Origin of the sequence: Psychrobacillus sp. PGGUH221, from assembly GCF_042055255.1 — a bacterium.
Lineage (GTDB): Bacteria > Bacillota > Bacilli > Bacillales_A > Planococcaceae > Psychrobacillus.
Genome location: NZ_JAQMHQ010000001.1, coordinates 387,446 through 413,539, shown reverse-complemented (window position 1 = coordinate 413,539; position 26,094 = coordinate 387,446). Strand labels below are relative to the sequence as shown.

At 35.7% G+C, this 26,094-nt stretch carries 22 protein-coding genes; 15 read left to right on the top strand and 7 right to left on the bottom strand.

Annotation, left to right across the window (positions count from 1 at the left end):
* Window positions 1-25 precede the first annotated feature (25 nt).
* Window positions 26-1,006: a proline dehydrogenase family protein gene (locus tag PGC35_RS01910; protein ID WP_375217965.1), complete on the bottom strand. Its 981-nt coding sequence runs from the start codon at window positions 1,004-1,006 to the stop codon at window positions 26-28.
* Window positions 1,007-1,288: 282 nt separating this feature from the next.
* Between PGC35_RS01910 and PGC35_RS01905 the strand changes: the two genes are divergently transcribed.
* Together PGC35_RS01905 and PGC35_RS01900 are read left to right on the top strand one after the other, a co-directional pair.
* On the top strand, window positions 1,289-3,601 hold the full coding sequence (locus PGC35_RS01905) for a 5'-nucleotidase C-terminal domain-containing protein (RefSeq protein ID WP_375217964.1): 2,313 nt from the start codon (window positions 1,289-1,291) through the stop codon (window positions 3,599-3,601).
* Window positions 3,602-3,764: 163 nt separating this feature from the next.
* Window positions 3,765-4,553, top strand: coding sequence for a hypothetical protein (locus PGC35_RS01900; protein ID WP_375217963.1), 789 nt, complete (start codon window positions 3,765-3,767; stop codon window positions 4,551-4,553).
* A 49-nt stretch (window positions 4,554-4,602) separates the two neighbouring features.
* On the opposite strand, the gene menC is transcribed toward PGC35_RS01900, so the two are convergent.
* The 3 genes from menC to PGC35_RS01885 all read right to left on the bottom strand — a co-directional run bounded on the left by menC (window position 4,603) and on the right by PGC35_RS01885 (window position 7,177).
* Window positions 4,603-5,712, bottom strand: coding sequence for an o-succinylbenzoate synthase (menC, locus tag PGC35_RS01895; RefSeq protein WP_375217962.1), 1,110 nt, complete (start codon window positions 5,710-5,712; stop codon window positions 4,603-4,605).
* 90 nt (window positions 5,713-5,802) lie between these two features.
* Complete coding sequence (locus PGC35_RS01890; protein WP_375217961.1) at window positions 5,803-6,936, bottom strand: M20 peptidase aminoacylase family protein; 1,134 nt, start codon at window positions 6,934-6,936, stop codon at window positions 5,803-5,805.
* A gap of 103 nt (window positions 6,937-7,039) precedes the next feature.
* Window positions 7,040-7,177, bottom strand: coding sequence for a hypothetical protein (locus PGC35_RS01885; RefSeq protein WP_375217960.1), 138 nt, complete (start codon window positions 7,175-7,177; stop codon window positions 7,040-7,042).
* 230 nt (window positions 7,178-7,407) lie between these two features.
* On the opposite strand from PGC35_RS01885, the gene PGC35_RS01880 reads away from it, so the two are divergent.
* Window positions 7,408-7,629: a hypothetical protein gene (locus PGC35_RS01880; protein ID WP_375217959.1), complete on the top strand. Its 222-nt coding sequence runs from the start codon at window positions 7,408-7,410 to the stop codon at window positions 7,627-7,629.
* Between the two features lie 20 nt (window positions 7,630-7,649).
* Here the strand turns inward: PGC35_RS01880 and PGC35_RS01875 are convergent, their stop codons facing one another.
* On the bottom strand, window positions 7,650-9,644 hold the full coding sequence (locus PGC35_RS01875; protein WP_375217958.1) for a thioredoxin domain-containing protein: 1,995 nt from the start codon (window positions 9,642-9,644) through the stop codon (window positions 7,650-7,652).
* 398 nt (window positions 9,645-10,042) lie between these two features.
* Between PGC35_RS01875 and guaC the strand changes: the two genes are divergently transcribed.
* Both guaC and PGC35_RS01865 read left to right on the top strand, forming a co-directional pair.
* A complete protein-coding gene (gene guaC, locus PGC35_RS01870; RefSeq protein ID WP_375217957.1) occupies window positions 10,043-11,026 on the top strand; it encodes a GMP reductase in 984 nt (327 codons plus the stop codon).
* 116 nt (window positions 11,027-11,142) lie between these two features.
* Window positions 11,143-11,571: a VOC family protein gene (locus PGC35_RS01865; RefSeq protein WP_275784717.1), complete on the top strand. Its 429-nt coding sequence runs from the start codon at window positions 11,143-11,145 to the stop codon at window positions 11,569-11,571.
* Between the two features lie 399 nt (window positions 11,572-11,970).
* Here the strand turns inward: PGC35_RS01865 and PGC35_RS01860 are convergent, their stop codons facing one another.
* Window positions 11,971-13,326: an FAD-binding oxidoreductase gene (locus PGC35_RS01860; protein WP_375217956.1), complete on the bottom strand. Its 1,356-nt coding sequence runs from the start codon at window positions 13,324-13,326 to the stop codon at window positions 11,971-11,973.
* A 101-nt stretch (window positions 13,327-13,427) separates the two neighbouring features.
* Between PGC35_RS01860 and PGC35_RS01855 the strand changes: the two genes are divergently transcribed.
* The 9 genes from PGC35_RS01855 (at window position 13,428) to PGC35_RS01815 (ending at window position 22,936) form a co-directional block, all read left to right on the top strand.
* The gene (locus PGC35_RS01855; protein WP_053590355.1) at window positions 13,428-14,096 is read left to right on the top strand and encodes a GntR family transcriptional regulator; all 669 of its coding nucleotides are present in this window, start codon (window positions 13,428-13,430) and stop codon (window positions 14,094-14,096) included.
* Window positions 14,093-15,118: a TRAP transporter substrate-binding protein gene (locus tag PGC35_RS01850; protein ID WP_375217955.1), complete on the top strand. Its 1,026-nt coding sequence runs from the start codon at window positions 14,093-14,095 to the stop codon at window positions 15,116-15,118. The genes PGC35_RS01855 and PGC35_RS01850 overlap by 4 nt, the downstream gene beginning before the upstream one ends.
* A gap of 26 nt (window positions 15,119-15,144) precedes the next feature.
* Window positions 15,145-15,639 carry a TRAP transporter small permease gene (locus tag PGC35_RS01845; protein ID WP_375217954.1) on the top strand — a complete coding sequence of 165 codons (495 nt, stop codon included), beginning with the start codon at window positions 15,145-15,147 and terminating at the stop codon, window positions 15,637-15,639.
* Entirely contained in the window at window positions 15,636-16,919 is a 1,284-nt protein-coding gene (locus tag PGC35_RS01840; RefSeq protein WP_375217953.1) for a TRAP transporter large permease, read from the top strand. The genes PGC35_RS01845 and PGC35_RS01840 overlap by 4 nt, the downstream gene beginning before the upstream one ends.
* 27 nt (window positions 16,920-16,946) lie before the next feature.
* Entirely contained in the window at window positions 16,947-18,107 is a 1,161-nt protein-coding gene (locus PGC35_RS01835) for an aminotransferase class I/II-fold pyridoxal phosphate-dependent enzyme (protein WP_056827734.1), read from the top strand.
* A gap of 121 nt (window positions 18,108-18,228) precedes the next feature.
* Window positions 18,229-19,302, top strand: a complete 1,074-nt coding sequence (locus tag PGC35_RS01830; RefSeq protein ID WP_375217952.1) for a hypothetical protein — start codon at window positions 18,229-18,231, stop codon at window positions 19,300-19,302.
* Between the two features lie 111 nt (window positions 19,303-19,413).
* Window positions 19,414-19,788 (top strand): MerR family transcriptional regulator, encoded by a 375-nt coding sequence (locus PGC35_RS01825; protein ID WP_375217951.1) that lies wholly within the window; start codon window positions 19,414-19,416, stop codon window positions 19,786-19,788.
* Window positions 19,789-19,794: 6 nt separating this feature from the next.
* On the top strand, window positions 19,795-21,306 hold the full coding sequence (locus PGC35_RS01820; RefSeq protein WP_375217950.1) for a class I adenylate-forming enzyme family protein: 1,512 nt from the start codon (window positions 19,795-19,797) through the stop codon (window positions 21,304-21,306).
* Entirely contained in the window at window positions 21,296-22,936 is a 1,641-nt protein-coding gene (locus PGC35_RS01815) for an acyl-CoA dehydrogenase family protein (RefSeq protein ID WP_375217949.1), read from the top strand. Before PGC35_RS01820 ends, PGC35_RS01815 begins: the two co-directional genes overlap by 11 nt.
* Window positions 22,937-23,019: 83 nt before the next feature.
* Here PGC35_RS01815 and PGC35_RS01810 read toward each other — a convergent pair whose 3' ends face one another.
* Window positions 23,020-23,928, bottom strand: coding sequence for an LCP family glycopolymer transferase (locus PGC35_RS01810; protein ID WP_375217948.1), 909 nt, complete (start codon window positions 23,926-23,928; stop codon window positions 23,020-23,022).
* Window positions 23,929-24,127: 199 nt separating this feature from the next.
* On the opposite strand from PGC35_RS01810, the gene PGC35_RS01805 reads away from it, so the two are divergent.
* Complete coding sequence (locus PGC35_RS01805) at window positions 24,128-26,071, top strand: hypothetical protein (RefSeq protein WP_375217947.1); 1,944 nt, start codon at window positions 24,128-24,130, stop codon at window positions 26,069-26,071.
* Window positions 26,072-26,094 lie beyond the last annotated feature (23 nt).

Below are 26,094 nucleotides of genomic sequence, written 5' to 3'. Positions count from 1 at the left end.
TTGTGGCGGTGCAGTGTTTTGGTTATTAGCGTCTGTTTTTATTGCGTTTTGTCATTCTTCCAAGTGCGAATGCACCAGCTGCGATTCCGAGCAACGTGTTTGTGTTTTTGTTGAATACTTGTTTTACAACAAGGTTCAAGTTTTGTGGACGTTCAGCTAAACGACGCATGAAGTAACCGTACCAATCTTGACCGAATGGAACGTACGTGCAGAAGTTATAGCCTTCTTTAGCAAGTTCTAATTGCATATCTGTACGGAATCCGTAAAGCATTTGGAATTCAAATTTGTCATTCGGAATATTGTTATCTTTAATAAATTGTTTTACATGGTTAATTACATTATGATCGTGTGTTGCGATAGAAGTAAATTTACCGTTCAATAAATGCCATTCAATTAATTCAATATAGTTTTTGTCGATGTCTTCTTTTGCTTGGTATGCATATTCTTCTGGCTCTTTATATGCACCTTTTACAATACGAAGGCGGAAGTTTTTATACTTTTGAATGTCTTCTGCTGCTCGATAGAAATACGCTTGAATTACTGTACCTACATTATCGTATTCTTTTGAAAGCTCGTCCAAGATGTCAAAAGATGGTTGCAAGTGTTTATATGATTCCATATCAATATTGATGAATGTTCCATATTTATGCGCAATTGACACGATTTCTTTTAAGTTTTCTAAAGCGAAATCATAGTCAATATCTAAGCCAAGCTGAGAAGGCTTCAATGAAATATGAGCGTCTACTTTGTTCTCCTCGATTGCTTCAATAACAGAAATAATTTGGTTTTTTGCTTCTAAAGCTTCTTCTTTTTTAAATACAAATTCGCCTAAATTATCAACAGTACAAGAGATTCCGACTGCATTTAGTTTTTTAATGCTCTCAATTGTTTCTTCCACATTTGTACCAGCAACTACATGCTGTGCACCCATTTTTAGACCATATTTTTTTGCTGCTCCATTTAATAGTTGATTTTCAGATAATGCGATAAAAAAATCTCTTAACATAATGATACTCCCATCTCTGTTTTGATGCTTTATTATACCACAGAATCATAAGAGTAATCATTAAAAGGAAGTAGAAAATGTCATATGAAAAAAATTCCTAGGGAAAAATGGAGATATTTGTTTAATTTCCGAACAATCCTTTCATTTCTTTACAAATCCTTCACTCAAAATTATCAGAATTTTTACTTGCGATATATTGGTAATTAAGTTAATTTAGAACTAGTGGGTACATATAAATCTACTAATAGATTAATTGTTTCATCATTAACTAGGAGGTAAGTTATGAAAAACAGTAAGGTCAAAAAGTCAGCAGTTGCGGCAGTTATAGCAACATCATTATTCGCATCTTCAAGTGTTACATTTGCAGCTAATTCTCTACAGAATATAGTGGACAATGCAAGAAAAGACATTAAAAATGCCTCATATTCATACGTGGTACCTGCACAATCAGGTAAACTAGTGGCAAGTGCTGATGCATATAAAGCATTAAACACTGCAAAAGCAAATTATCAAAAGGCAAGAAATGAAATCATCAAATCCAATGCTAAAAATAAATCTTCACTACTGAAAAGTTTAGATGAACTGTACCAAGAAAGAGTAACGAAAGGACTTGTTCCTTATATTGATGCATATAACTATGCAGATAAATACTTAACACCAATAATGAACGAAATTAAAAAGGCAGAGTCTGCTAAAGACTGGGCAAAACTTGAAAAAGAATATCATAAACTATCAGCTCAATTAAAAACGAGAACTGCAATCCTATATCGTTTTTCCGGGAAGGCTGCTCGCGATCTACTATTAGATCAATATAAAGAACCTGCTGATCTAAAACGTTCAGAATTAATGGTTCCGGTAACAGTTTATATGAAAGCTACTCAAGCACAGGCACTTTTTGCAGGAGGTAAAGAGGAAGCAGCTGCAAAAGTTCTTGAATCCATTCAACCATTACTAGAGAGATTACCTAGTGAACAAAAGCTTCCAGCAGTAAAAGAACTACTTGCGTTCGTTGAAAAAGTAAATGCAGAAGTTAATCCTGGATTTACATTATCTCTTATGCATGTAAATGATACTCATGCAAACACTGACAAGGCTCCAAAGCGCTTAACTGCAATTAAAGAAGTACGAGCTGAAAAACCATCTGCACTATTAATCGATGCTGGTGATGCATTCTCTGGTACTCTTTATTTTAACGAGTTCAAAGGACAAGCTGATTTAGAACTAATGAAATTAATGGACTATGATGTAATGACTTTTGGTAATCATGAATTTGATTTAGGATCGACTCCTGAAGGCCATAAAGCACTTAGCGAATTTATTCAAAAATCTAACTTCCCATTCGTTAGTGCAAATGCAGACTTCTCCAAAGACGTGAATCTAAAAGGATTGTTCAATGTAAATGTATCTTCTGATCCGAAAGATGGTCAAATTTACAGCGGTATTATTAAAGAAGTTGATGGGCAAAAAGTTGGTTTATTCGGTTTAACAACTGCTGAAACCGCTGATATTTCAAGTCCAAAAGATGTGACATTTACTGATTACATTAAAGCAGCACAAACAATGGTAGATGAATTTGAAAAACAAGGTGTTAATAAGGTTGTCGCAGTAACTCATATTGGTTATGATGATAATCCGACATATGATAACGATTTATTATTAGCGGCGGCTGTTAACGGAATTGACGTAATTGTTGGTGGACATAGCCATACACAACTTGATAAACCTGTAGTAGTAAATAAAGATAAAAGCGGTGCAGAAAAAGATCCTACTGTAATTGTACAAGCATATCAGTACAGTGATTTTTTAGGAACACTTGATGTAAACTTCAATAAAGAGGGTAAAGTTGTTAGTCATGCAGGAGGATTAATTCCAATCAAAGATAAAACAGAAGATCCAGCAGCTGCTGCATTATTAAAAACATACTCTGAAAAAATTGAAGAAATTAAAGTTAAAGAAATTGGTGCTGTGGCAGAAGTGGAACTAACGAATCCACGTGTAAAAGAAGACACGGATCCGAGCGTTCGTAAAAACGAGACAGCACTTGGAAATATCATTACAGACGGAATGCTTTCAAAAGCGAAGAAGTATGATGATAAAGTAATTATGGCTCTTCAAAATGGTGGAGGAATTCGTACTTCAATTGATGCTGGTCCGATTACAGTTGGGGAAGTAATTACAGTGCTTCCGTTTGGTAATACATTAGCAACAATGCAAGTAACCGGTGCCGAATTAAAAGCGGCTTTTGAAATTAGTTTCAAAGCTTATCCAAAAGAAAATGGTGGCTTCTTACATGTTTCTGGAGCAAAAGTGGAATTTGACTCCTCTAAACCTGCTGGAGAACGTGTTGTTTCTATTAAATATAAAGCTGCTGACGGCACTTTTGTAGAACTTAAAGATGATGAAAAATATGTCATAGCTACAAATGCATTCACTGCAAAAGGCGGAGATGGCTATGATGTATTCAAAAAAGCTTATGAAGAAGGCCGTGTAACGGATTTAGGTCTCTCTGATTGGGAAAATCTTCAAGAACAACTTCAATTAATGAAAACAGTTAAGAATGAAGTAGAAGGCCGTATTGTAGACGTAAAAAAATAAATCAATCAAAAAATTCCTCTCTCTAGCAATAGGAGAGGAATTTTTTTGTATATTTAAAATGTTTGTTCTATTGAATAGAGGGTATTTAGAATAAGGAACCAAAATTAAATCTTAATACAGAAGACAGTACTTACTTTCCAAAAGAAAGAGGAGGAATTCTTGTATGAAGAAAAATACATTCATAGTTACTGTAGCAACTGCATTGTTATCGGCATCTTTGCTCGGAAGTCCATTAGTCGGAAATGCTCAAGGAGACGATGGAAGAGAAAGAGATTGGGAAAGAAACCATTCAGGAGATTGGAATCAGTCACATCAAATGATGGAAAAATTTAAAAATCTAGAAAGAGACAAACGACACTCTGACGATAAAAGTAGAAATAAAGATTATAACGAAAACAAAATAAATAGAGTGACTAATGTAAAAGCCGACCAAATAGACAAAACAAAAGTAAGCAGAAAGGAAGAAATAAAGAAGTCAATCCCTTTAGTTTCCTATGAACAAGCAAATGTTTATGGAAAAAACACCATACTACCTTTAATTTCAGCAATAGAATCTGCAAAAGCAGCAAAAGATTGGGAAGCACTTGAAAAATATTTTCATTTACTTTCTAAAGAGTTAAGAAGAGGAACGTCCATATTTTATAAAGTTGATGGAAAACAAAATCGTGATGCATTAATTTCAACTTATAAACTTCCCGCGCAAGAAAAACGTTCTGAACTAGTTCTGCCGATTACTATCTATATAGCTTTAGAAAATGTGAATGACTCATTGGATAAAGGAGATACAAAAAATTTAAGCTTTAAAATGAAGAAAATTAAAGTATTAGTGAACAAATTGGAAGGGGTAGAAAATAGTCCTCTTCTACAAGATTTAGTAGCACAAGTAAATGCCACTGAAAACAAATTAAATAATTTATTAGCAACAAACACGAATAGGTTAGAAATTAACTAACAACAAAAAGTTCAGATTCTATTGAATCTGAACTTTTTTGTCTGCCCAATTAACCTTTAAAATAAAATTGCTCTACTGTATAACGATTCATCACATCTAGATTTGGCTCATAACCAATGCCATAAGCTTTTGGCACATTAATATATCCATCCTCTGCTACTACTTCCGGCTTAATAATGTCTTCCTCCCAATAACGAGAAGAGCCTGATGTGTCACCTGGTAGAAGAAAGTTTGGAAGTGTTGTAAGTGCTATATTATGTGCACGTCCTATGCCGGCTTCGAGCATCCCACCACACCATACAGGAACCCCTTTATCCATGCAATAATCATGGATTTTTTTCGATTCTGTTAAACCACCGACGCGTCCAATCTTAATATTAATAATTTTGGTGCTTCCAAGTTCAATTGCTTTACGTGCATCTTCCATGGAATGAATACTTTCATCTAGACAAATAGGCGTTTTCAATTCTTTTTGTAGTTTTGCATGATCAATAATATCGTCTGAGGCAAGTGGTTGCTCAATCATCATTAAATTGAATTCATCTAACTGTTGTAATAACGCTATATCCTTTAAAGTGTAAGCAGAATTCGCATCTGCCATAAGTGGAACATCTGGATAAGCACCTCGTAATGCACGAATAATTTCTATATCATTTCCTGGTTTAATCTTTACCTTTATACGTTTATATCCTTTTTTTATATAGGTTCCCACCAGCTCGACTAATTCGACTGTACTTTTTTGAATCCCTATACTAATTCCAACTTCAATTTTTTCTGCAGTGCCACCAAGTGCCTCTGCGAGTGTTAATTTATTTCTTTTAGCATACAAATCCCAAATTGCTCCTTCAACTGCTGCTTTCGCCATATTATTTTTGCGAAGAGGAGCAAATAATTCGCTTACTTCATCTGGATGACCAAAGTTTCTGTTTAATACAAGAGGTATCAAAAAGTCCTTAATGATGTGAAGATTCGTTTCAACGGTTTCTTCGTTATACCAAGGAGCCGAAAAAGCAGTCGATTCACCCCAACCTGTGTTTCCAAGTTCGTCTGTTACTTCTAATAAAAGAAATTCTTTTACTTGCATCGAACCAAAACTAGTAGTGAAGGGTGACTTCATCGTCATGTTCATTTTGCGTAAATTAATTTCTTTAATGATCATTTTTTTACTCCTTTGAAATCAGTGGCATGGTAAATATTATTAACGATTAATATTGTACCATTTGTTATCCATTTATCATCTCCATCGGATTCATTCATTCATTTCCTTTTGAAATGTGTTAATGATTGTTTGGGCAAGGACTTCAATACCAGTGAAGATTGATTCATGCTTGAAGCTCATATTTGGGTGATGTAATCCTGGAACTAAATCACAGCCCAGTCCGAGCATTGTAGCCTTTATGGTAGGTCTTTTCACGGGATAATAATGAAAATCCTCACCTCCAGGTGTCACAATAGGGGGTACACAATTATCTTCTCCAATTGTATGAATAATTGCCTCTTTCATTATTTCGACTGCTGTTGCATCTACCTCTGCAGCAACAATTTCCGTTTCTATATGGTAGTCGATTGTAATCTGATGAAGTGCTGCAATAGAGAGGATAGCGTTCTCCACTTTTGCAATCAGCTCATCCATTGCTATATTGGATTGCGCTCTTAAGTCTATACTGAATTCAGCATTCCCAGGAATAATATTTCCCGATTCTCCTCCGGATTGAAATCTTGTGAGCTTTGCCGAATAAGACTCCATCGGATCTAAGTAGATTGCCTGAATTGCAAGTACAATTTGTGCACCAACTTCAATAGCATTTATACCAAGATGCGGTCGAGCAGCGTGTGCTTCTAATCCGTGGATTTTCCCAATCAATAGCTTTGCGGCACCATGGATTATGGCTGGGGAACAGTAACCTTGTTCTAATTCTTGAATAGGCCGTAGGTGAACGCCATATAAAAAGTCCATATCATCAACCAAGCCTCTATCAATAAACGAAAGGGCTCCCGTTCCTTTTTCTTCAGCTGGTTGAAACAATACTTTCAAAGTTCCTTGCTGGGGTACAGCTAGTTTTTTTAATAATAGCAGTGTACCAACTGCCATCGTCATATGTGCATCATGACCACAAGAATGATTTGCCTGGAATACACCATTAACTTCCTGCCAAAGGGCGTCCATATCTGTTCTCAGTCCTACGCATGGCTTGCCATTTCCAATAGTAACAAGAAGTCCAGTGGAATCATCGAAAGTCGTTACATCAAACCCCTCGTTAACTAACAAATCAACTAAATAATTTGTAGTTTCAATTTCTTTCCAACTAACCTCCGGATTGTTATGCAGATGGTGAAAAACCGATTCCACAATAGGCCTTATATCTTTTAGCACGTTATTCATGTTTAATTTCCTTTCTTCTAAATTATTCGTCTATTTACTTATCGGTGGAAAAGACCGATTATAAATCTATTTAAAAAACCCCACAAATGTGGGGAACTAAATCTTAAGTGTCTTCTTGTACCAACTCTTGTTCATCAAGGAGATGAACTGGACTTCCTTCTGCAATCATATTAAGGGAAGCAATTAAATCTAAATTCTGTCTCATGGCCATTTCTTCCGAATCAACATAATTAGGATACAACCATTCTCCTCCTCAACCCTTTAAGTCTAGTATATTTAGAAACGGCCTATTTATTTACTAATATAGTCTGAAAATAAAATTTTGGTTGATTAAACATAAGCAAAAATGAAAAGTAATTGATTATTACCATTCAAAATGGCATAGATAAAGAATACGAATAATTCTGACACTTGAAACAACTCTAAAACGATCTAATATAGTACGAATACATAGGAATGGGGGTATACCAGGTGAAAATTGAGTATTTTGTACAGGCTATGAATCAGAGTATAAGAAGAGTAGGAGAATCCGTAGAATATATGGAACTGTATTCGAATATTAACAAAATGGAGCAGCATCAAATTATGCAGGCTATACTCGAATTAAGTGAACGAATTAAATTGATAGAAGCATATATGGATGGGAGAAAGGAAATCCATTTGGAGTATAACGGAAAAGTTAAAAGGCACTAATTAAAGTGCCTTTAACCTATTTATGATAAATCTTTTAAAATTTGATCCAAATCAGTTTGAGGATTGTGGCAAATATTATTTTGGCAAATTTGAACCGAAAGGGAGTGAGCACTCTTATCATGTGTCCAAACATCATACGGTCGAAATGTTTTGTGTAAGTGATGTAGTATTTCTGAAGCAGGACCACCATTTAATTTTATTTCACGGGCTTCAACCATAAAGCCCAGTTGTGCACTTAATGTGGAAAGAACAGCAGATGGGTACTGAATAGCATCGTCTGTAAATGCGGAAAAGATCTGTTCCACTTTTTTCAGTAGCTCCAGATCTTCTGTAATTTTTGCTAATCGCCAAAGTTGCATCGCTGCTGTTCCATTTCCTGAAGGTGTTGCATCATCTAATGCCGACTTTTCACGTATAACTAACTTTTCTGCTTCTTTATTTGTGAAATAGAAACCTCCATTTTCCTTGTCTTCAAAATAGGTATAAAGGGTAGTTGCTAACTTTGTTGCTTTCCCAATATATTCTTCGTTCTCAGTTGCTTGATGTAATTCGATTAATGCCCAAATGATATTACTATAATCATCTAAGTAAGCCATATGCTTCGCTTCGCCGTCCCTGTAGCGTGCATATAGCACATTCTCCTTCATTAAATGTTGTTCTATAAAATGTAATCCCTTAGCTGCAAGGTCAATAAATCTTGATTCTGCAAAGGTAGCACCCGCTTTTGCGAGAGCTGCAATAAGTAGTCCATTCCATGAAGTAAGTATTTTATCATCCAGATGAGGATATACCCGAGTTTGACGTTTATTAAATAGTAACTGACGGGATGCTTCCAAACGCTCTTCTAACTCCTCCAAAGAAATATCGTATTCCTCTACTAAGGATTTTGCATCAGAATAAATCAAATTTGGGATATTTTTACCTTCAAAGTTCCCTTCCTCAGTAAGATCATAAGCTTTCGCAAAAAGATTTCCTTCGTGCTCACCCAATATATCCAATACTTCTGATAACGACCAAATATAATAAGTACCTTCAGCACCTTCACTATCCGCATCAATTGCCGAATAAAAACCTCCATCTGGATGAGTCATCTCACGTTCGATAAATTCAATCGTGTTGTAAACAATTTCTTTATATTGAGGAATTTCCGTAATTTGATAGGTTTCCGTATAGGCAAGCAACAGTAACGCTTGGTCATATAGCATTTTTTCAAAATGCGGAACAAGCCACATTTCATCTGTGGAATATCGAGCAAATCCATATCCAATATAATCGTATATCCCCCCACGAGCAATTCCATCAAGGGTCGCTTCCACCATATTTAACGCATTATCATCTTTATTTGCATAATAATATCGCAATAAGAATAATAACTTGGTCGGGGAGGGAAACTTAGGCTCATTTCCAAAACCACCATATTGGGTATCAAAATTGCCAGTTAACTGTTGATAGGCTTGATCAATTGTATTAGGTGGAATAGAGCTCTCATTTGATGGAGGACCTTCATTTAAGGCCTCCGTAAGTTTATTGCTAATATGAACAACTCGGGATTTTTCATTCATAAAAATATTATAAACTTGTGGTAAAAGGTTGAGCATTCCTGTGCGCCCATGTTTACTTTCTTTCGGATAGTAAGCTCCAGCATGGAAAGGCTTTTGATCTGCTGTCAAAAACACATGAAGTGGCCAACCACCTTGACCAGTAAGCATATGACATACATTCATATAGATGGAATCGATATCAGGACGCTCTTCTCGGTCTACTTTTATGGAAATAAAGTACTTATTCAATAGATTAGCAACTTCTTGATCTTCAAATGATTCTCTTTCCATCACGTGACACCAATGGCAAGTACTATAGCCGATGCTTACGAATACTGGTTTGTTTTCGCGTTTCGCTTTATCAAAAGCTTCTTTACCCCATGGAAACCAATCAACAGGGTTATGTGCGTGTTGTAATAAGTAAGGAGATTTTTCGGCAATTAATCGATTGGAAGAGTTTTTATTAGTAGTCATTTTAAAACCACCTTCTTTAGGAAGATTTTTTTTCTAATAGGTTTCCACTAAAAACTGTATGGTATTCCTAAGCACCTTAATGTCTTTGAACGATGTGATTCTTATGGTTGAAAATAACCGTATGTTATAAGTGTCTTATTAATTAAATGGAATAATTTTTTTGTCTGCTTGTTCGCTAGCGCCTGCTTCAAGAATAGAATCCTTCATTTCTATTTTCACCTTTACCCTTTAAAAGAGAAATTTATGTCACGGATGTAATAAGTTAATAAGGAATTGAACTAATTGGCCATTATTAATTTAAAACCTTTGACATTTACATGAATTTGCTGTAAATTATCCGATGGACGAACATTTTAGTTCATCCAGATAATTAATATTCGTATTTAGGGGTGTTAAGCATGGATAATGTATTTGATTATGAAGATATTCAATTAATTCCGGCGAAATGTGTTGTTAATAGCCGTTCTGAATGTGATACAACTGTTACTTTAGGTGGACATACATTTAAGTTGCCTGTCGTACCTGCAAATATGCAGACTATTATTGACGATAAAATCGCAAATTATTTAGCGGAAAATGGTTATTTCTATATCATGCATCGTTTTGAACCAGAAAAGCGGATTTCTTTTATTAAAGATATGCAATCTCGAGGACTAATCGCTTCAATTAGTGTAGGTGTTAAAGAAGAAGAATATTCATTTATTGAGCAATTAGCAGAGGAACAAATAGTACCTGAATTTATAACAATTGATATTGCACATGGACACTCGAATGCAGTAATCAATATGATTCAACATATTAAAAAACATATACCAGCTAGCTTTGTTATTGCAGGTAATGTTGGAACACCAGAAGCGGTTAGAGAATTAGAAAATGCTGGTGCCGACGCAACTAAAGTAGGAATTGGTCCAGGTAAAGTATGTATTACGAAGATTAAAACAGGCTTTGGGACGGGTGGTTGGCAACTAGCAGCACTTCGTTGGTGTGCAAAGGCTGCAAGCAAGCCGATTATTGCTGATGGAGGAATCCGTACGCATGGTGATATCGCTAAATCTGTACGCTTTGGTGCATCTATGGTAATGATTGGATCACTATTTGCTGGTCACGAAGAGTCACCAGGAAAAACAATCGAAAAAGATGGAAAGCTCTATAAAGAATATTTCGGTTCTGCTTCTGAATTCCAAAAAGGCGAAAAGAAAAATGTAGAAGGCAAAAAAATGTATGTAGAACACAAAGGGCAACTTGAGGATACATTGAAAGAAATGGAGCAAGATCTTCAATCTTCTATTTCATATGCTGGTGGAAATAAACTAGAAGCTATCCGAAATGTAGATTATGTTATCGTTAAAAATTCAATTTTTAATGGTGATAAAGTTTATTAAACAATTTTTTTCATAAAATTAACAGAGGTATATATTTTTTCAAACAGACAAATGCTACAATAATCTTGTCATTCATTATTAAATGAATAACATTAAAAAGTAGAGGAGTGTATCAAATGGCTGTTGATGTATATCTTAATTTTAATGGAAATTGTCGTGAAGCTGCAGAGTTTTACGCAGAAGTTTTTAAAACAGAAAAGCCACAAATAATGACTTTCGGTGAAGCGCCACCAAGTCCCGATTACACGCTACCAGAGGAAGCAAAAGATTTAGTTATGCATACTCGACTAAATATTAGTGGAAGCAATGTCATGTTTTCTGATGTTTTTCCTGGTTCTCCTTTCATTGAAGGCAATAATATTAGCTTAGCAGTTGTTAGTAGAGATGAAAATGAAATTAGATCAGCATTTGAAGCACTTAAAGAAGGCGGAAAAGTAGGAATGGAGCTCCAAGAAACTTTCTGGAGTAAATGCTACGGATCCGTGAAGGACAAGTTCGGTATCGAATGGCAGTTAAGCCTTGAAAACGATCAAATGCCTCAATAGAATAGCAAGGACTGTACAACAACGTAATTTGTTGTACAGTCCTTTTTTAATAGATAATGAAAGTTTATATAATTCAACTACCGTAAACTTAGTGTTCAAAAGTTTACTGCACGGACAGAAAACTTTTTATGTGGACAGAAAAGATTTTATACGGACAGAAAACTTTTTATGTGGACAGAAAAGATTTTATACGGACAGAAAAGATTTTATACGGACAGAAAACTTTTTATGTGGACAGAAAAGATTTTATACGGACAGAAAACTTTTTATGTGGACGGAAAAAATTTATATGGACGCATTTTTCCTGGCATTAATCAGTAGTAGGAAATTTAATAAATTTCCAAATGAAATGTCTCACACGTATTGCTTTAAAGCGTTCGATAAGCGTTTTTCTTATTATTAATAAAATATTTTTCCAGGATTTAGAATGCCTTTTGGGTCAAATAACGCTTTAACTGATTTCATTAATTCAACAGCTTCCCCATGCTCGGCAACTTGGTATTTCATTTTCCCTAGACCTACCCCATGTTCACCTGTGCATGTACCACCAAGTTCGATCGCTTTCAACGCAATTTGTGAATTTGTATATTCTGCTTTTTCAACTTCTACTGAATTATGTGGATCATACATAACAAGCGTATGGAAGTTACCATCGCCAACGTGTCCAAATACTCCTCCTATTAGTCCGCTTTCTTCTAGTATTTTACGACCAAATACAACCATTTCAGCGAGTTTTGAAATAGGAACACATGAATCCGATCCCGTAGATACTTTCCCTTTTATATGCTTATATGCATATGCCATTTCATGACGTGCTTTCCAGAGTTCTGTACGTTCTTTCGAAGAATTTGCGCGTTCCCAGTTTTTACAGCCAAATTCTTTCATTAGTTCTTCTACAACTGTAGCTTCTTCTTCCACGATATTCGGTGAGCCAGCAAATTCAAAGAAAAGGGAGTGTGCTTCTGGAAATGTATAATTTCCGTATTCATTTACTTGTTTTATGCTTTCAGAGTCCACTAGTTCCATACGCATTATTTGAATACCACTTGATAGAACAGCTTGAGCAGCTTCTGCACATTCACCGGGAGTTTCAAATGTGCAACGTGCAGCTAAAACTTTTTCGGGAATACCATGCAGTTTAACTGTAACCTTCGTTATGATACCTAGAGTTCCTTCAGAACCAGTGAAAATACCATTTAAATGATAACCAGAAGATGATTTTTTCGCTTTTGAACCAGTATGTATAATATTTCCATTTGCTAGAACTACTTCTAAGTCCAATACTTGGTCCCGCATCGAACCATAACGTACTGCTGTAGTACCACTTGCATTGGTTGCAACCATACCTCCTATAGAAGCATCAGCACCTGGGTCAATTGGGAAGTAAAGTCCATGTTTATTTACATACTCATTTAGCTGAAGACGTGTCATTCCAGGTTCTACTGTAATCATCAAATCTTCTGGGAAAAACTCCACTACTTTATTCATTTGATCGAAATTCACTGAAATCCCTTTATTAATTGGAATAGCTTGGCCCTCTAAGCCAGAACCAGCACCATATGGCGTTACTGGAACATCATATTCATTTGCTAATTGAAGTACTTTCACAACATCCTCCACATTTTCTGGGAAAAACACAAAATCTGGTTCTACCCGGGGATGTGAAGATTCATCTCTACTGTGGCGATATAACTCTGATTCACTTTGACTCACTTTTTTGTTTCCTAGTTTTTCAATCAAACTATTCAACATCATTAAAAACACCTAACTTTCTAATAATTCTAAAATTTTTGTTTACAAGAATAGTAGCATAATATATTATGCTTGTATACAGTATACAGGAAGGAGGGGGACATTTGAAAAAGATACTTCCAAAAGAAACTCTTGCAGATCAAGCATTTAAGAGTATAAAAGATTCAATCATCGCCGGAAAGCTTGAACAAAACGAAGAGCTACCAGAAGAAAAATTGGCAATGGATCTAGGAATCAGTCGTACTCCAATTCGTGAAGCATTAAAGAGGTTAGCAGCAGAAGGGCTTATACAGTTAAATAAAGCAAAGCCAGCAACTGTAGCTACTTTTTCAATCGTTGATGGGCTACATTATATGGAAATTAGAAGACTTTTAGAAATTTACAATATCGATAAAAATACAGATAAAGTCTCTGAAAAAATACTGTATGATTTACAAAACAATTTGGAAGAACAATTAGAATCGATAAATCGTAATGATTTTCATTCATTTATCGATTTAGACCGAGAGTTTCATTTAATTCTTGCAAGTATTGGAGACAATAAGAAGCTAGTGGAGCTTATACATGATTCTAATGCTGGAGTTAATCGAGCATTTCTGATTCTTTCCAATACGTTACAAGTGAGTGCGGAGGAAGCTTACCACGAGCATACAAAGATAGTAAAAGCACTTCAAAATCATCAAAAAGATTTAGCTAAACAACTTATGACAAGTCACCTAGATAATGTAGAAAAAAGATTTTTATCATATTGTACTCAGGGGGAAATGAAATGAAAAAATTATTCGCATTATTACTGATTATTGTTATAACACTATCCGCATGTGGAAGACCTATAGAAACAGTTACTACATCTAGTACAGGGGAGTCTGAAGGTTCATACACAATTCGAATCGCGTATTTAGTTTCTGAGGAACAATCCTCTCATATTGCAGCTGAAACTTTTAAAGAAAAGCTTGAAAAAGAGTCAGATGGTCGATTAAAAGTTGAGTTATATCCAAATGGACAATTATATGCCTCAGACCGAGAAGCGATTGAGGCAGTTCAACTAGGAAATATTGAAATGACAATTCCAGCCGTAGCACCTCTTGCATCATTCAATAAAAAATTTATGGTATTCGATTTACCATTTTTGTTTAATGATCATGACGCGGCATACCGAGCGTTGGATGGAGCTCTTGGAGAACAGTTACTTGGAGAATTGGAAAACAATGATTTGAAGGGACTTGTTTTTGCTGAGAATGGATTCCGTCATATGTCTAACAATAACGGTCCGATTCATGGAGTAGCGGACTTAAAAGGATTGAAATATCGTACACTTGAAAACCCAGTGCATACAGATACATTTAAAGCATTCGGTGCAAACGCATCACCATTTGCATTTGGTGAGCTTTATACAGCACTTCAACAAAAAACGTATGATGCAATGGAATCACCGATTTCTCTTTATTACACTAACAAGTTTTACGAAGTACAAGACTATTTAACGATTACTTCTCATGTTTATGCCGCAACTATTTTGTTGATGAATAATGACTTTTTCAATTCATTACCAGAAGATTTTCAACAGTTGGTTGTAAAAGCTTCTGAAGAATATAGAACAGAACAACGTAAGCTTGCTCAAGAACAAGACGTAGATTTCTTAAACAGACTAAAAGAAGCAGGTATGGAAGTGAATGAACTAACACCAGAGGAGCGTAATGAATTTAGAGAAGCGACGAAATCTGTTTACGATAAATACGTTTCAGAAATCGGTGAAGATTTAGTTAAAATGGCCGAGGATGCAAACAATCAATAATAAGGGAAAGGGATGGGGAAAGGCTTATGTTAAAGAAATTTGCAAAGTTTGAAGAAATCCTCCTTGTTTGGTCACTTGTTATTATGGTTGCCTTAATTTTTGGACAAGTAGTTGGTAGAAAAGTTTTTGAATCTGCTCCTAGTTGGACAGAGGAAATGGCAAGGTATATTCATATTTTTCAAGTTTGGATCGGCGCAAGCTATTCCGTAAAATTACGACAACATATAAGAGTGGAAGCGTTTGTTACACGCTTCCATGGAACTTTTCGTCAAGTATTAGAAACAATTTCAATTCTCATATGGTTTGTCATGGCACTTTTTTTAGCGGTTTTTGGAACAGAGCTAGTGTTGAGTAGCATTGAGCATGGCCAACTAGCACCTGCTATGCAAATTCCAGTTTGGATTGCTTACTTAGCTATTCCACTTGGTGGGCTAGGAATGGCTATTCGATTAATTGTACAAGTAGTGGAGGTATGGAAAGGAAACTATGACAAACCAACAGATGAGGAGATAATCGCATGACAGTAGCATTATTATTTGGTACGTTATTCATTTGCTTATTAGTCGGTGTGCCGATTGCCATCTCTCTTGGGATTTCAGCTCTAGTTGCCATTTATTTTGGTTCTACATTACCCCTTGGGATTATTGCACAAAAAACATTTACTTCTCTTGATTCATTTCCTTTATTGGCAATTCCTTTTTTTATGCTCGCGGGGGTGTTGATGAGTAAAGGCGGGGTTTCCAAACGATTACTAGATATGGCTGCAGCAATGGTAGGTTGGATTGTAGGTGGACTTTCTTTAGTGACTGTTGTTGCTTCGATGTTTTTTGCGGCAATATCAGGTTCAGGTCCAGCAACGGTTGCCGCAATAGGTGGTTTTATGATTCCTGAAATGAAAAAGAAGAGATACGATGGAGGATTCGCGGCTGCAGTTTCTGCATCTGCTGGCTCTATTGGTGTTATTATTCCACCTTCTATTCCTTTCGTATTATATGGTGTAATAGGGAGTGTATCTGTAGGAAGTATGTTCTTAGCGGGTATTCTTCCAGGAATTCTAATTGGAATTGCTCTAATGATAACAGCTTATATAATTGCGAAAAAAAGAGGGTATACTTCAGAAAAAAATGCAACTTTTTCCTTTAAGGATGTATTAAAAGCTACTTTTGATGCTAAATGGGCATTACTTATTCCGGTTATCATATTAGGCGGTATATATGGGGGATTTTTCTCTCCAACAGAAGCTGCGGTAGTAGCAGTAGTTTATTCTTTAATTGTAGGATTATATGTGTATAAAGAACTTACATGGAAAACTGTCTATGAATGTTTTCGAGAAGCTGTTGTCATTAATGCAACAACAATGATTATTATTGGACTTTCTGTTTCCTTTGCGTACTTTATGACGTTAGAACAAGTTCCAAATGATATTTCTACTTTCTTAACAGAATTATCTACTAATCCAATTGTCATTTTAATAGCGATTAATATCATACTATTAATAGTTGGTATGTTTATTGATACTATATCTGCGCTTGTGATTTTAACACCAATATTATTGCCTATTGTTGTTGCAGTGGGCATTGATCCAATACATTTTGGCGTTATTTTAGTCTCTAACTTAGCGATTGGTTTTATCACACCGCCTCTTGGTGTAAACTTATTTGTAGCCTCCAGTGTAGGAAATGTAAAGTTTGAAAGAATAGTCATGGCGATTATCCCTTTTCTATTCTCGATGATTATTTGTTTAATCGTCATTACATTTGTACCGAGTTTGTCTTTATGGCTACCAAGTTTTTTTAAGTAATATAAAGTGAAAGAAGGATGAAGTAGTATGTCTTTGAGCATAAATCCACGTGCTAAAACACTAACAGTACCAGGAATTCGGCAGTTTTCTAATCAACTGGTAAACTTTCCGAATGCTATTAATTTAACAATTGGGCAGCCAGACTTTCCCACACCGGTCGCAGTAAAAGAGGCGGGAATTCGAGCAATTGAACAGAATTTGACTGGATATTCTCATAATGCAGGATTACTAGAACTTAGAGTAGCAGTCAATACCTTTTTCTCGAATAAATACGGATTCTCTTATGATCCTCAAAATGAAATTGTAATTACAAATGGAGCTAGTGAAGCAATTGACTCGATTTTCCGGACGATTTTAGAGGAGGGTGATGAGGTAATTTTACCAGCCCCAATCTATTCAGGTTATGTACCGGTAATTGAATTATGTGGTGCAAAAGTAGTCTATTTGGATACGACGGAAACGGGGTTTCAGCCATCAGCGAAAAATTTAGAGAGACTTATTACAGAAAAAACAAAAGCAATTTTGTTTAATAATCCTTCCAATCCTACTGGTGTTATCATACAAAAGGAAACAATGGATGAATTAGTACAAATGCTGAAGGAAAAAGAAGTCTTTATCCTGACTGATGAAATATATAGTGAAAATACTTTCTCGGGTGAACATCATTCATTTGCGGCATATAAAGAGCTTCAACATAAACTTTTTTATATTCATGGTGTTTCGAAATCTCATTCCATGACTGGATGGCGGGTTGGATTCTTAATGGGACCAGCTACAATTATGAAACAAGTAATGTTGGTGCATGCATACAACTCAATTTGCGCTTCTTTACCTGCTCAACATGCTGCGATTGAAGCACTAACAAATTCAAAAGACACACCAATTGAAATGAATGTGGAGTATGTGAAAAGACGTGACTATGTATATGAACGTTTAAATAAAATTGGGTTACCAGTTGAAAAACCTAATGGAGCATTTTATATTTTCCCTTCTATTGAAGCGTTCGGTATGAACTCATTTGATTTTGCAACTAAGTTACTCCAAGAGGGTGGAGTTGCAGTTGTTCCAGGGAGTACATTTACACCTTATGGAGAGGGGTATATTCGTATATCATATGCATACTCTATGGCTGTGCTTGAAGAAGGTTTAAACCGTCTAGAAAAATTTATTCAAACTATTCTAAAGTAGTTATTGTGTAAAACTTGAAGAAGGATTGTGTTCTACTTTTCCCTAAGTTAAAATAGAATAAATTGTATGAAATTGTAATAGTGAAATACGCCTTTCAATTAAGAAAGAAATGGAGATTTTTATGAAAAAAATACTTTCGTATTCATTAGCTTTAGGGATATTAGGTTCTGCAATGTTCATTCCATATTCAAACGCTTCTGCTGCTTCACTATCAAAAGCAGAAACAGCTGTAAAAAATGCTGAAAAGTACGCGGGTGAGCTTAAATGGCAAATCTCGTATGAAACGACAAAAGTTATAAAAACACCGGATATGAAGATGTTTAATGCTACAAAGTCTGCTTATTTACAGGCGAAAAAAGAGATTTCAGCATCTAGTGGCTCTGAAAAACAAAAGCTAGAACAAAGATTAGAAGATAACGTTGGTATTCATTATGAACGTACAATGGGATATGTAGATGCCATTACATCCGGTAATAAAATCTCAGCCTTGACGAAAAAGTTTCAACAACAGTACAGAGATGAACCAATTGCAGATTCTACTGAAAAAACATATCATGAACTTTCAGCAGAAATAAGAAAGCAAGCGAAATTATTATATAAAGTTTATGGCAAATCAACACGGGATGCTTTCCTTGCTACTTTTAAGGCACCTGCTGAAAAAGTACTGGATGATGCGAAATACACGATTACAGCAAAAAGTGATTTGAGAAAGTTAAATACATTAGTAGAACAAAACGCGAATCAAGTAGTAGTTGAAAATCAAGTGAATCAATTATTTAACAGTTTAGATAAAATTGTTGAGGATGAAATTTACTATACTCTTTTTGAAGAATATAGCTTAACTATTCGAAAAGATGCTAGTTTCTTAGCCCAAGAGAAAGAACTGAAACAATTTTTCGCAACTACTACTAATCTTATTAATAAAGAAGATGTAGAGGGAGTATTTAATTTATATAATGAAGCCTATCCAGATTATGAATATTTGAAAAAAGACATCCAAGATGCATTTGATCAATTTAATATGAAATTTGAATTACTTGATGTAAACGTGTTATCTATTCTTGATGGATATGCATATGTAGAAGTAACGGATCGAATGACAGAGGGAACTGAAACAGATACTCTAACGAGTGTTTATTTAATGATAAAAGAGAATAATGCTTGGAAGTATTTTGATATATATGATGCTTACTAAGTTTACTAAAAACCCTAAATATATTTTATTTAGGGTTTTATTTTATGTGTTGAAGTTTACGTGAACGTTAATGTTATGCTAAATATATAGTCCTGAAGGGGTGGGATGTAGGTGAAGAATATTTCAGAGGTTGCTGAAGAGTTTGGGGTGACGACACGAACGATACGGTATTATGAAGAGATTGGATTATTAAAGCCTATAAGAAATGAAAGTAATCGACGGTTTTACAAATCTGCAGATTTAGCAAAGCTGAAGTTGATTATGCGAGGAAAGCAATATGGATTTCATTTGGACGAAATTAGAGAAATGGTTCTACTTTTTGATAAAGATCGAACTGGTAAAAAGCAGTTAGAGCGTACGATAGAATATGGAAAACACCGTATAAATGAAATAGAGAATAAAATATTGGAACTCCAAGAAATGAAAGAAGAAATGGAAAAACTGCTTCAACTATTTTCTGAAAAATTAAATAATAAAGGGGATTAAGTGAATATGAATCTTTCAAATACTTTAGAAACAAATGCAAGAAAGTTTCCAGAAAATGAAGCTGTGATTGGTATGGGGCAACGATTAACATATAAATCTTTAAATAATAAAGTAGAAAAACTAGCAAAAGGATTCTTGCGTCATGGTATTTCAAAAGCGGATAAAATTGTTTTATTTATGCCGAATGTTCCCGAATTCATAGTAACTTATTTTGCTGCGCACCGCATAGAGGCAATTATTGTTCCGATCAATGCAAAATCAACGCTAGCGGAAATAAAGTATATTTTAGAGAATTCAGATGCAAATGCCATCATTGTACATGAACTACTATTTAATGTAGTTGAGCATTTACAAGGTGACTTATTACAAGTGAAGACAGGAGCAGAGTATCCAGGGTGGTTGACTTTTGATACCCTGCAAGAAGAATATTTGGTAGCACTTCCTTCCTCTAAAGCAAAAGAGGATGAGCCATGCACCATTTTATATACTTCCGGGACAACTGGTCTACCTAAGGGAGTGCTGTTCAGTCATCGGAATATACAAACCGTTGCTCAAATGATCTGTATTGAAATGGAAATGAAGCCAGAGAGTAGATTGCTTTTAATGATGCCATTAAGTCACTCTGCTCCACTGCATTTATTTATGATGGCAGGAATGATTGTAGGTGCAGCACATGTTTTAACACCAACATTTACACCCGAACTACTTTTAAAAACGGTTCAAGCTGAAAAGACTACTCACTTCTTTGGAGCTCCTGTTGCCTATTTATTAACAGGAAAAGATCCAAATATAGAGGTAGCCGATTTAAGTTCGATGAAGTGGTGGGTTTACGGAGGAGCACCGCTCTCTAGTGGTGAGGTATTATTTGTGAAGAAGGCATTCCAAACAGAAAATCTAGTATGTGTGTATGGTTTGACAGAAGCTGGCCCAAGCGGAACTATTCTTTTAGGGAATGAACATGAGAAAAAAGCAGGAAGCATTGGAAAAAGAGCAGCTTTATTTACGGAAATCCGAGTTGTGAATTCGGAAGGAGAAGATGTTCAGGTTGGGGAGGTAGGTGAAATCTATCTTCGTGGCGAAGGAACGATGCTAGGGTACTACAAAAATGAAGAAGCAACACAAGCCACATTCGACGGAGATTGGTTAAAAACCGGAGATCTTGGTCGTTTGGATGAAGACGGATATATATTTATCGTCGACCGGAAAAAAGATTTGATCATTTCTGGAGGCGTTAATATTTATCCGAAGGAAATTGAAGATTCTATGATTACTCATGAAGCGATTTCGGAAGTAGCTGTTGTTGGTGTTCCCCATGCTGAATGGGGAGAAACTGTCAAAGCATATTTTGCGGCAAATCGAGAAGTAAAGCCGGATGAATTAATAGGTTTTTTATCTGATAAGCTTGCTTCTTATAAAATACCGAAGCTGTTTGAACAACTGGAGGCACTTCCACGAAATGCTTCAGGTAAAATACTGAAGCAATCGTTAAGAGAAAGTGGTGTATTAAATGGAGCATGACAACTTTTTTGTAATCGATACATCTTTAAAAGATATATTGGAATCTAAGCTTGACAGAGAATTTTATTCGTTTGCGGAAAAAGAGCTCACAGAGTTTGGTGATTTAGTTGCAAATGAAATAGATGAACGTGCACGTCATACGGACCGAGAAGGGGAACCTAAGCTATTAAAATATGATAAATACGGGGACGATCAATCATTCATTTGGGTGAATGAAGGCTATAAAAAAACGGTTAAACAAACGTATGAAACTGGAATTGTGGGCTATTTGCATAAAGACATTCCGGAGCTTGGTCGGAAAGGGAATTATATCTATAGCTTTGCACAGGGCTATTTATTGTCTCAATCAGAAGCCGGCTTTTATTGTCCTGTCACACTCACAATGGCAACAAGTTTCTTATTAGACCATTATGCAAATGATAATGTGAAGAATCGCTTCTTACCTCATGTAGCCGCTACTGGTGATACCGAACTGTATGAAGGCGCAACATTTTTAACGGAGCGCCAGGGAGGCTCCGATGTAGGTGCAAATGTTGTAAGAGCTGTTGCTGAAGGAGAGCATTTTCGATTATTTGGGGAAAAGTATTTTGCATCAAACGCAGGTATGGCTGGAATTGCCATGGTTTTGGCTCGCAAAGAAGGTGCCAGTGATGGTTCAAAAGGACTCACGTTATTTGCGGTGCCATGGAAAAATGAAGATGGTTCGTTGAATGGAATCAAAATTCGTCGATTAAAGGATAAATTAGGTGTTCGAGCTGTTCCAAGTGGGGAAGTAGAATTTGATGACGCGAAAGCTTATGTAGTTGGTGAACCTAAAAACGGTCTAAAATATATGCTCGAAGCATTAAACTTATCAAGAATCTGTAACACAGTTGCCTCACTTGGAATTATGAGACGGGCATATAACGAGGCTTATAATTACGCGGATAAGCGAACTGCTTTTGGAAGTAAATTAAATGATTTCCCGATGGTGCAGGATACTTTAGTCCGTTTACGAGCAAAATTAGAAATTGAATTATACGCCACGTTTGATTTAATCGAGTTATATGATCGAGTGGTTAGTGGAAAAGCGTCCGATGAAGAGATTATCTTAAATCGATTACTAATTTCTTTATTAAAAAGAGAAACAGCTGAACAAGCGATTCACTTCGCACATGAAGCAATTGAAATGCACGGAGGAAATGGGTATATAGAAGATTTTGTCACACCACGACTGCTTCGTGATGCACAGGTATTAACAGTTTGGGAAGGCACAGCGAATATTTTAGCTTTAGAGCTAATAAGATTAGTGAATAAATATAGCGCACATACTCTGTTTTTAGAGCACCTAGAGAAGCGTTTAGTTGCATGTGGTAACTCTTCTTTAGTAGGAACCGTTCGAGCTAAATTAGCGGAATTAAAAGAGGAGTTAAATACATTTTCCGGCTTCCATGAGTCGCTACAAACATTTGAAGCCAAGTCACTTGCCACAAAAATGACCCGTGTATATGAGAGTGTTATTGCACTGGAAGTAGAAAGTAAGCCGCATATTGGTTTACTAAGTAAAATCTATATAGAAGACACTTGGTCCTTGCGTAAAATAGGTGATGCGATGGTGACATGTGATTGGTTTAAAGAAAAGTATAAATGAATAAAGAAATCCCAAAAGTCAGCAATTAGACTTTTGGGATTTTTATAAGTTTGTGGCTTTTGTCGGATATGCTGAAGGTTAGATCATTCAATCTCTAAATGCTTCTTTAACTGGTGAGTCACATTATTCAATTCTTGCTCATCCACCACATAGTACCAAATACCATCTATACGTGTGCCTTCACCCTTTTCAAAAGATAAAGTTTCGATTTGATTTAACGCATTTTTGTATCCTTTTTGTATATCGATCATTTGTTCAAAGGTCATATTGGTCCGAATATTCTCTTGAATGGATGCTAAGAACTCCTTGTATTTCCATAAGTTATTAACAGTTGCTCCTTCTTTTAAAATGGCTTGAAGTACTTGTTTTTGTCTAGCTTGTCTTCCAAAATCACCTTGAGGATCATCCTTTCGCATGCGCACATAGGTAAGTGCCTGCTCACCGTCTAAATGAATGATTCCTTCATTGAATGTATATCCACCTTCTTGAAAAGCAATTGGGTTATCTACATTAACCCCCCCAATGATATCAACAATTTCTAGAAAACTCTCCATGTTTACTTGTAATATATAGTCAACTGGGATATTTAAAAGGTTCTCAATCGTATCCAATGACATTTCAATTCCCCCGAAAGCATACGCATGGTTAATTTTGTCCAGCTTATCTTTTCCGATAATTTCGGTATATGTATCCCGTGGAATGCTGATCATCTTCGTTGAATTCGTCGTTGGGTTCACTGTTAAAACGATCATAGTATCCGAACGTCCTTTGTCTCCCTCTCTTTCATCGACCCCCAGGAGGAGCAAGGAAAATGGTTCCTTTTTAACTAGTTCCACTTCAGTAGTTCTTAACTCGGAAATCTTTCGTATTTCTGGCTCGTGGATGGTTTGTATTGTTGTGGAAACATCATTATAAATACTGCTTGCATAGACGACTACTCCTATTAAAAAGCATGTAATAAGTGAAATCCAGATAACTTTCTTCTTCGACATAGAATCCCCGTTTCTTTTAGGCGTAAATGTATTGTTATTAGTATGTAATAGAGTCTTAAATTATTATAAAATCATACGCTTAGTATGGATATTCATAAAATTTATTAAACATATGCTTATAATACCTTTGCTCTCTCTACTTCCTATTAAGATTTGATAAAAATGGACGAGATAAATAGAAAGATAAACGGGGGAAGTTATGAAGAGAATCGGAAAATTTATGCTAAGCATTGGAATAATATTTTTGCTTTTATCAACAAGTTTAGAGGTGACAGCTACAAAGGGAGGGTTTGAGAAAGTATATACTCCTTTTGCGCGAACGGTTGCGATGAGTGGAGCAGCGGCAAATGTAAATGGTGTTCCGTATCAATATGTTATCCTTCAAGGTGATCCAGCAGTACTTGCAGTGTATGAGCTACCTTCAAAGGAATTAATAGATCAGGTTAAATTACCCAAATCAACTGCTGCTTGGGCAATTACGACGGACAAAAGTGGACAAGCATGGATTGGTGGGACACCAACCGCAGCTTTATATAGTTATAATCCAACGAACAAGAAATTAATAAATCATGGAACACCAGAAAGCAGTAATACATCTATCTTAGATTTAGAAGTAGTAGGGAATGCGATTTATGGAAGCACAGCTCCTAATGGAAAAGTATTTAAATTTCAAAATGGAAAGTTTACAACAATAGGAGCAGCAACAGGAATTCAAAAAAATGCACGAAGTCTAGCTTTCCAAACAGGAAGTAATCGGTTATTCGTTGGGTCTGGTTCTAAAGCTTCCTTAATTGTTTGGGATTTAAAAACGAATAAAAAGACCGAAATTTTACCTACTAAATATAGAACTGAAAGTGATGTCTATGACTTAGATTTTGCAGAGGGCCTTATTTTTGCCAAGCTCAGTCCAAGTAAAAAAGTATTAGTTTTTGATGCAACAACAAACAAATTTATGAAAGAATTAGCAGTTGGGTCACGAGGAGTTTCTTCTCCTTTAGAGGGAAATGTTTATTATTCGTATATGACTAATTCATCCACTAGCTTATATCAATTTAATACGAAATCAAGTATTACAAAAGATATGAAGATTAATTTAGCCGGGACTGAAGCTGTCTCTATGGATTTTGTAATATTACCTTCAGGAGACACAATGCTAACTGGACTATTAGGAAATACAGGAACTCACCTTTTATATAATCAAACAAAAAATAAGGTTGAAATTACAAGATTGAATCTACCAAAACAAAGTGTACCAATTCATACGATTAGTTCAGATGGTAAGGGGAGTATATTCACAAGCGGCTATGTTTCTGGCCAGGTCTCTATCTTAAATCCCGTTACGAAAAATAAAACACAAATTACTAGTATTGGACAAGTAGAGGGGATGACTCCTTACAACGGGGGAATGTATTTGGGTGTTTACCCTGCAGGGGACGTCATGTATTATCATCCAGAAACGAATCAGCATGGAAAAACGGTTTTTTCTGTTTCACAGATGGGACAAAATAGACCGATTTCATTAGCGATAGCACCTAATGAAAAAATCCTTGCGGTAGGGTCGCATCCAAAACAAGGAACAGTATCAGGAAGCTTAAGCTATTATAATTTGAATACAAAAAAAGTAGTTAATCGAAAAGCACCTTTTCCAAATCAAAGTATTGTGGCATTAACTTATTCAAATGGTTATTTTTATGGAGGAACTTCTACATTTGCGAATAGTAAATCTGGTGGAATCGGAATTGCTAAATTTTTTAGAATTCCAGCAAACAATATTAATGCGAAGCCAGAGGAGTTACCTTCCCCAATCGCAAAGCCTAGACTTATTTCTGCAATGATCACTGGCCCCTCATCTACTATTTGGGGAGTGGCAGATGGAACGGTATTTGTATATAATTCAAAGACGAAGAGTTCTAAGGCTATACCTGTCGTAAGCCGTACAAGTGGACAAATTAGAAATGGATCTTTAGTGGATGGAAAAGACGGCTTCATCTATGGATCTATTGAGAATAAATTATTTCGTATTCATTCCACATCTTTTAAGCTAGAGTTTTTGGGTACACAACAATCAAACGGGGTAGCACTAGGGGCTGACGGTAACATCTATTTTACAACGGCAGGAGATATTTGGAGATATAACAAATAATAAAAGGTCAGTACCGAAAATTG

Coding starts and splice junctions, on each gene's coding strand:
- PGC35_RS01910 (WP_375217965.1), bottom strand. CDS start 1,006: ATGTTAAGAGATTTTTTTATCGCATTATCTGAAAATCAACTATTAAAT.
- PGC35_RS01905 (WP_375217964.1), top strand. CDS start 1,289: ATGAAAAACAGTAAGGTCAAAAAGTCAGCAGTTGCGGCAGTTATAGCA.
- PGC35_RS01900 (WP_375217963.1), top strand. CDS start 3,765: ATGAAGAAAAATACATTCATAGTTACTGTAGCAACTGCATTGTTATCG.
- menC (WP_375217962.1), bottom strand. CDS start 5,712: ATGATCATTAAAGAAATTAATTTACGCAAAATGAACATGACGATGAAG.
- PGC35_RS01890 (WP_375217961.1), bottom strand. CDS start 6,936: ATGAATAACGTGCTAAAAGATATAAGGCCTATTGTGGAATCGGTTTTT.
- PGC35_RS01875 (WP_375217958.1), bottom strand. CDS start 9,644: ATGACTACTAATAAAAACTCTTCCAATCGATTAATTGCCGAAAAATCT.
- guaC (WP_375217957.1), top strand. CDS start 10,043: ATGGATAATGTATTTGATTATGAAGATATTCAATTAATTCCGGCGAAA.
- PGC35_RS01865 (WP_275784717.1), top strand. CDS start 11,143: ATGGCTGTTGATGTATATCTTAATTTTAATGGAAATTGTCGTGAAGCT.
- PGC35_RS01860 (WP_375217956.1), bottom strand. CDS start 13,326: ATGATGTTGAATAGTTTGATTGAAAAACTAGGAAACAAAAAAGTGAGT.
- PGC35_RS01850 (WP_375217955.1), top strand. CDS start 14,093: ATGAAAAAATTATTCGCATTATTACTGATTATTGTTATAACACTATCC.
- PGC35_RS01845 (WP_375217954.1), top strand. CDS start 15,145: ATGTTAAAGAAATTTGCAAAGTTTGAAGAAATCCTCCTTGTTTGGTCA.
- PGC35_RS01840 (WP_375217953.1), top strand. CDS start 15,636: ATGACAGTAGCATTATTATTTGGTACGTTATTCATTTGCTTATTAGTC.
- PGC35_RS01835 (WP_056827734.1), top strand. CDS start 16,947: ATGTCTTTGAGCATAAATCCACGTGCTAAAACACTAACAGTACCAGGA.
- PGC35_RS01830 (WP_375217952.1), top strand. CDS start 18,229: ATGAAAAAAATACTTTCGTATTCATTAGCTTTAGGGATATTAGGTTCT.
- PGC35_RS01820 (WP_375217950.1), top strand. CDS start 19,795: ATGAATCTTTCAAATACTTTAGAAACAAATGCAAGAAAGTTTCCAGAA.
- PGC35_RS01815 (WP_375217949.1), top strand. CDS start 21,296: ATGGAGCATGACAACTTTTTTGTAATCGATACATCTTTAAAAGATATA.
- PGC35_RS01810 (WP_375217948.1), bottom strand. CDS start 23,928: ATGTCGAAGAAGAAAGTTATCTGGATTTCACTTATTACATGCTTTTTA.
- PGC35_RS01805 (WP_375217947.1), top strand. CDS start 24,128: ATGAAGAGAATCGGAAAATTTATGCTAAGCATTGGAATAATATTTTTG.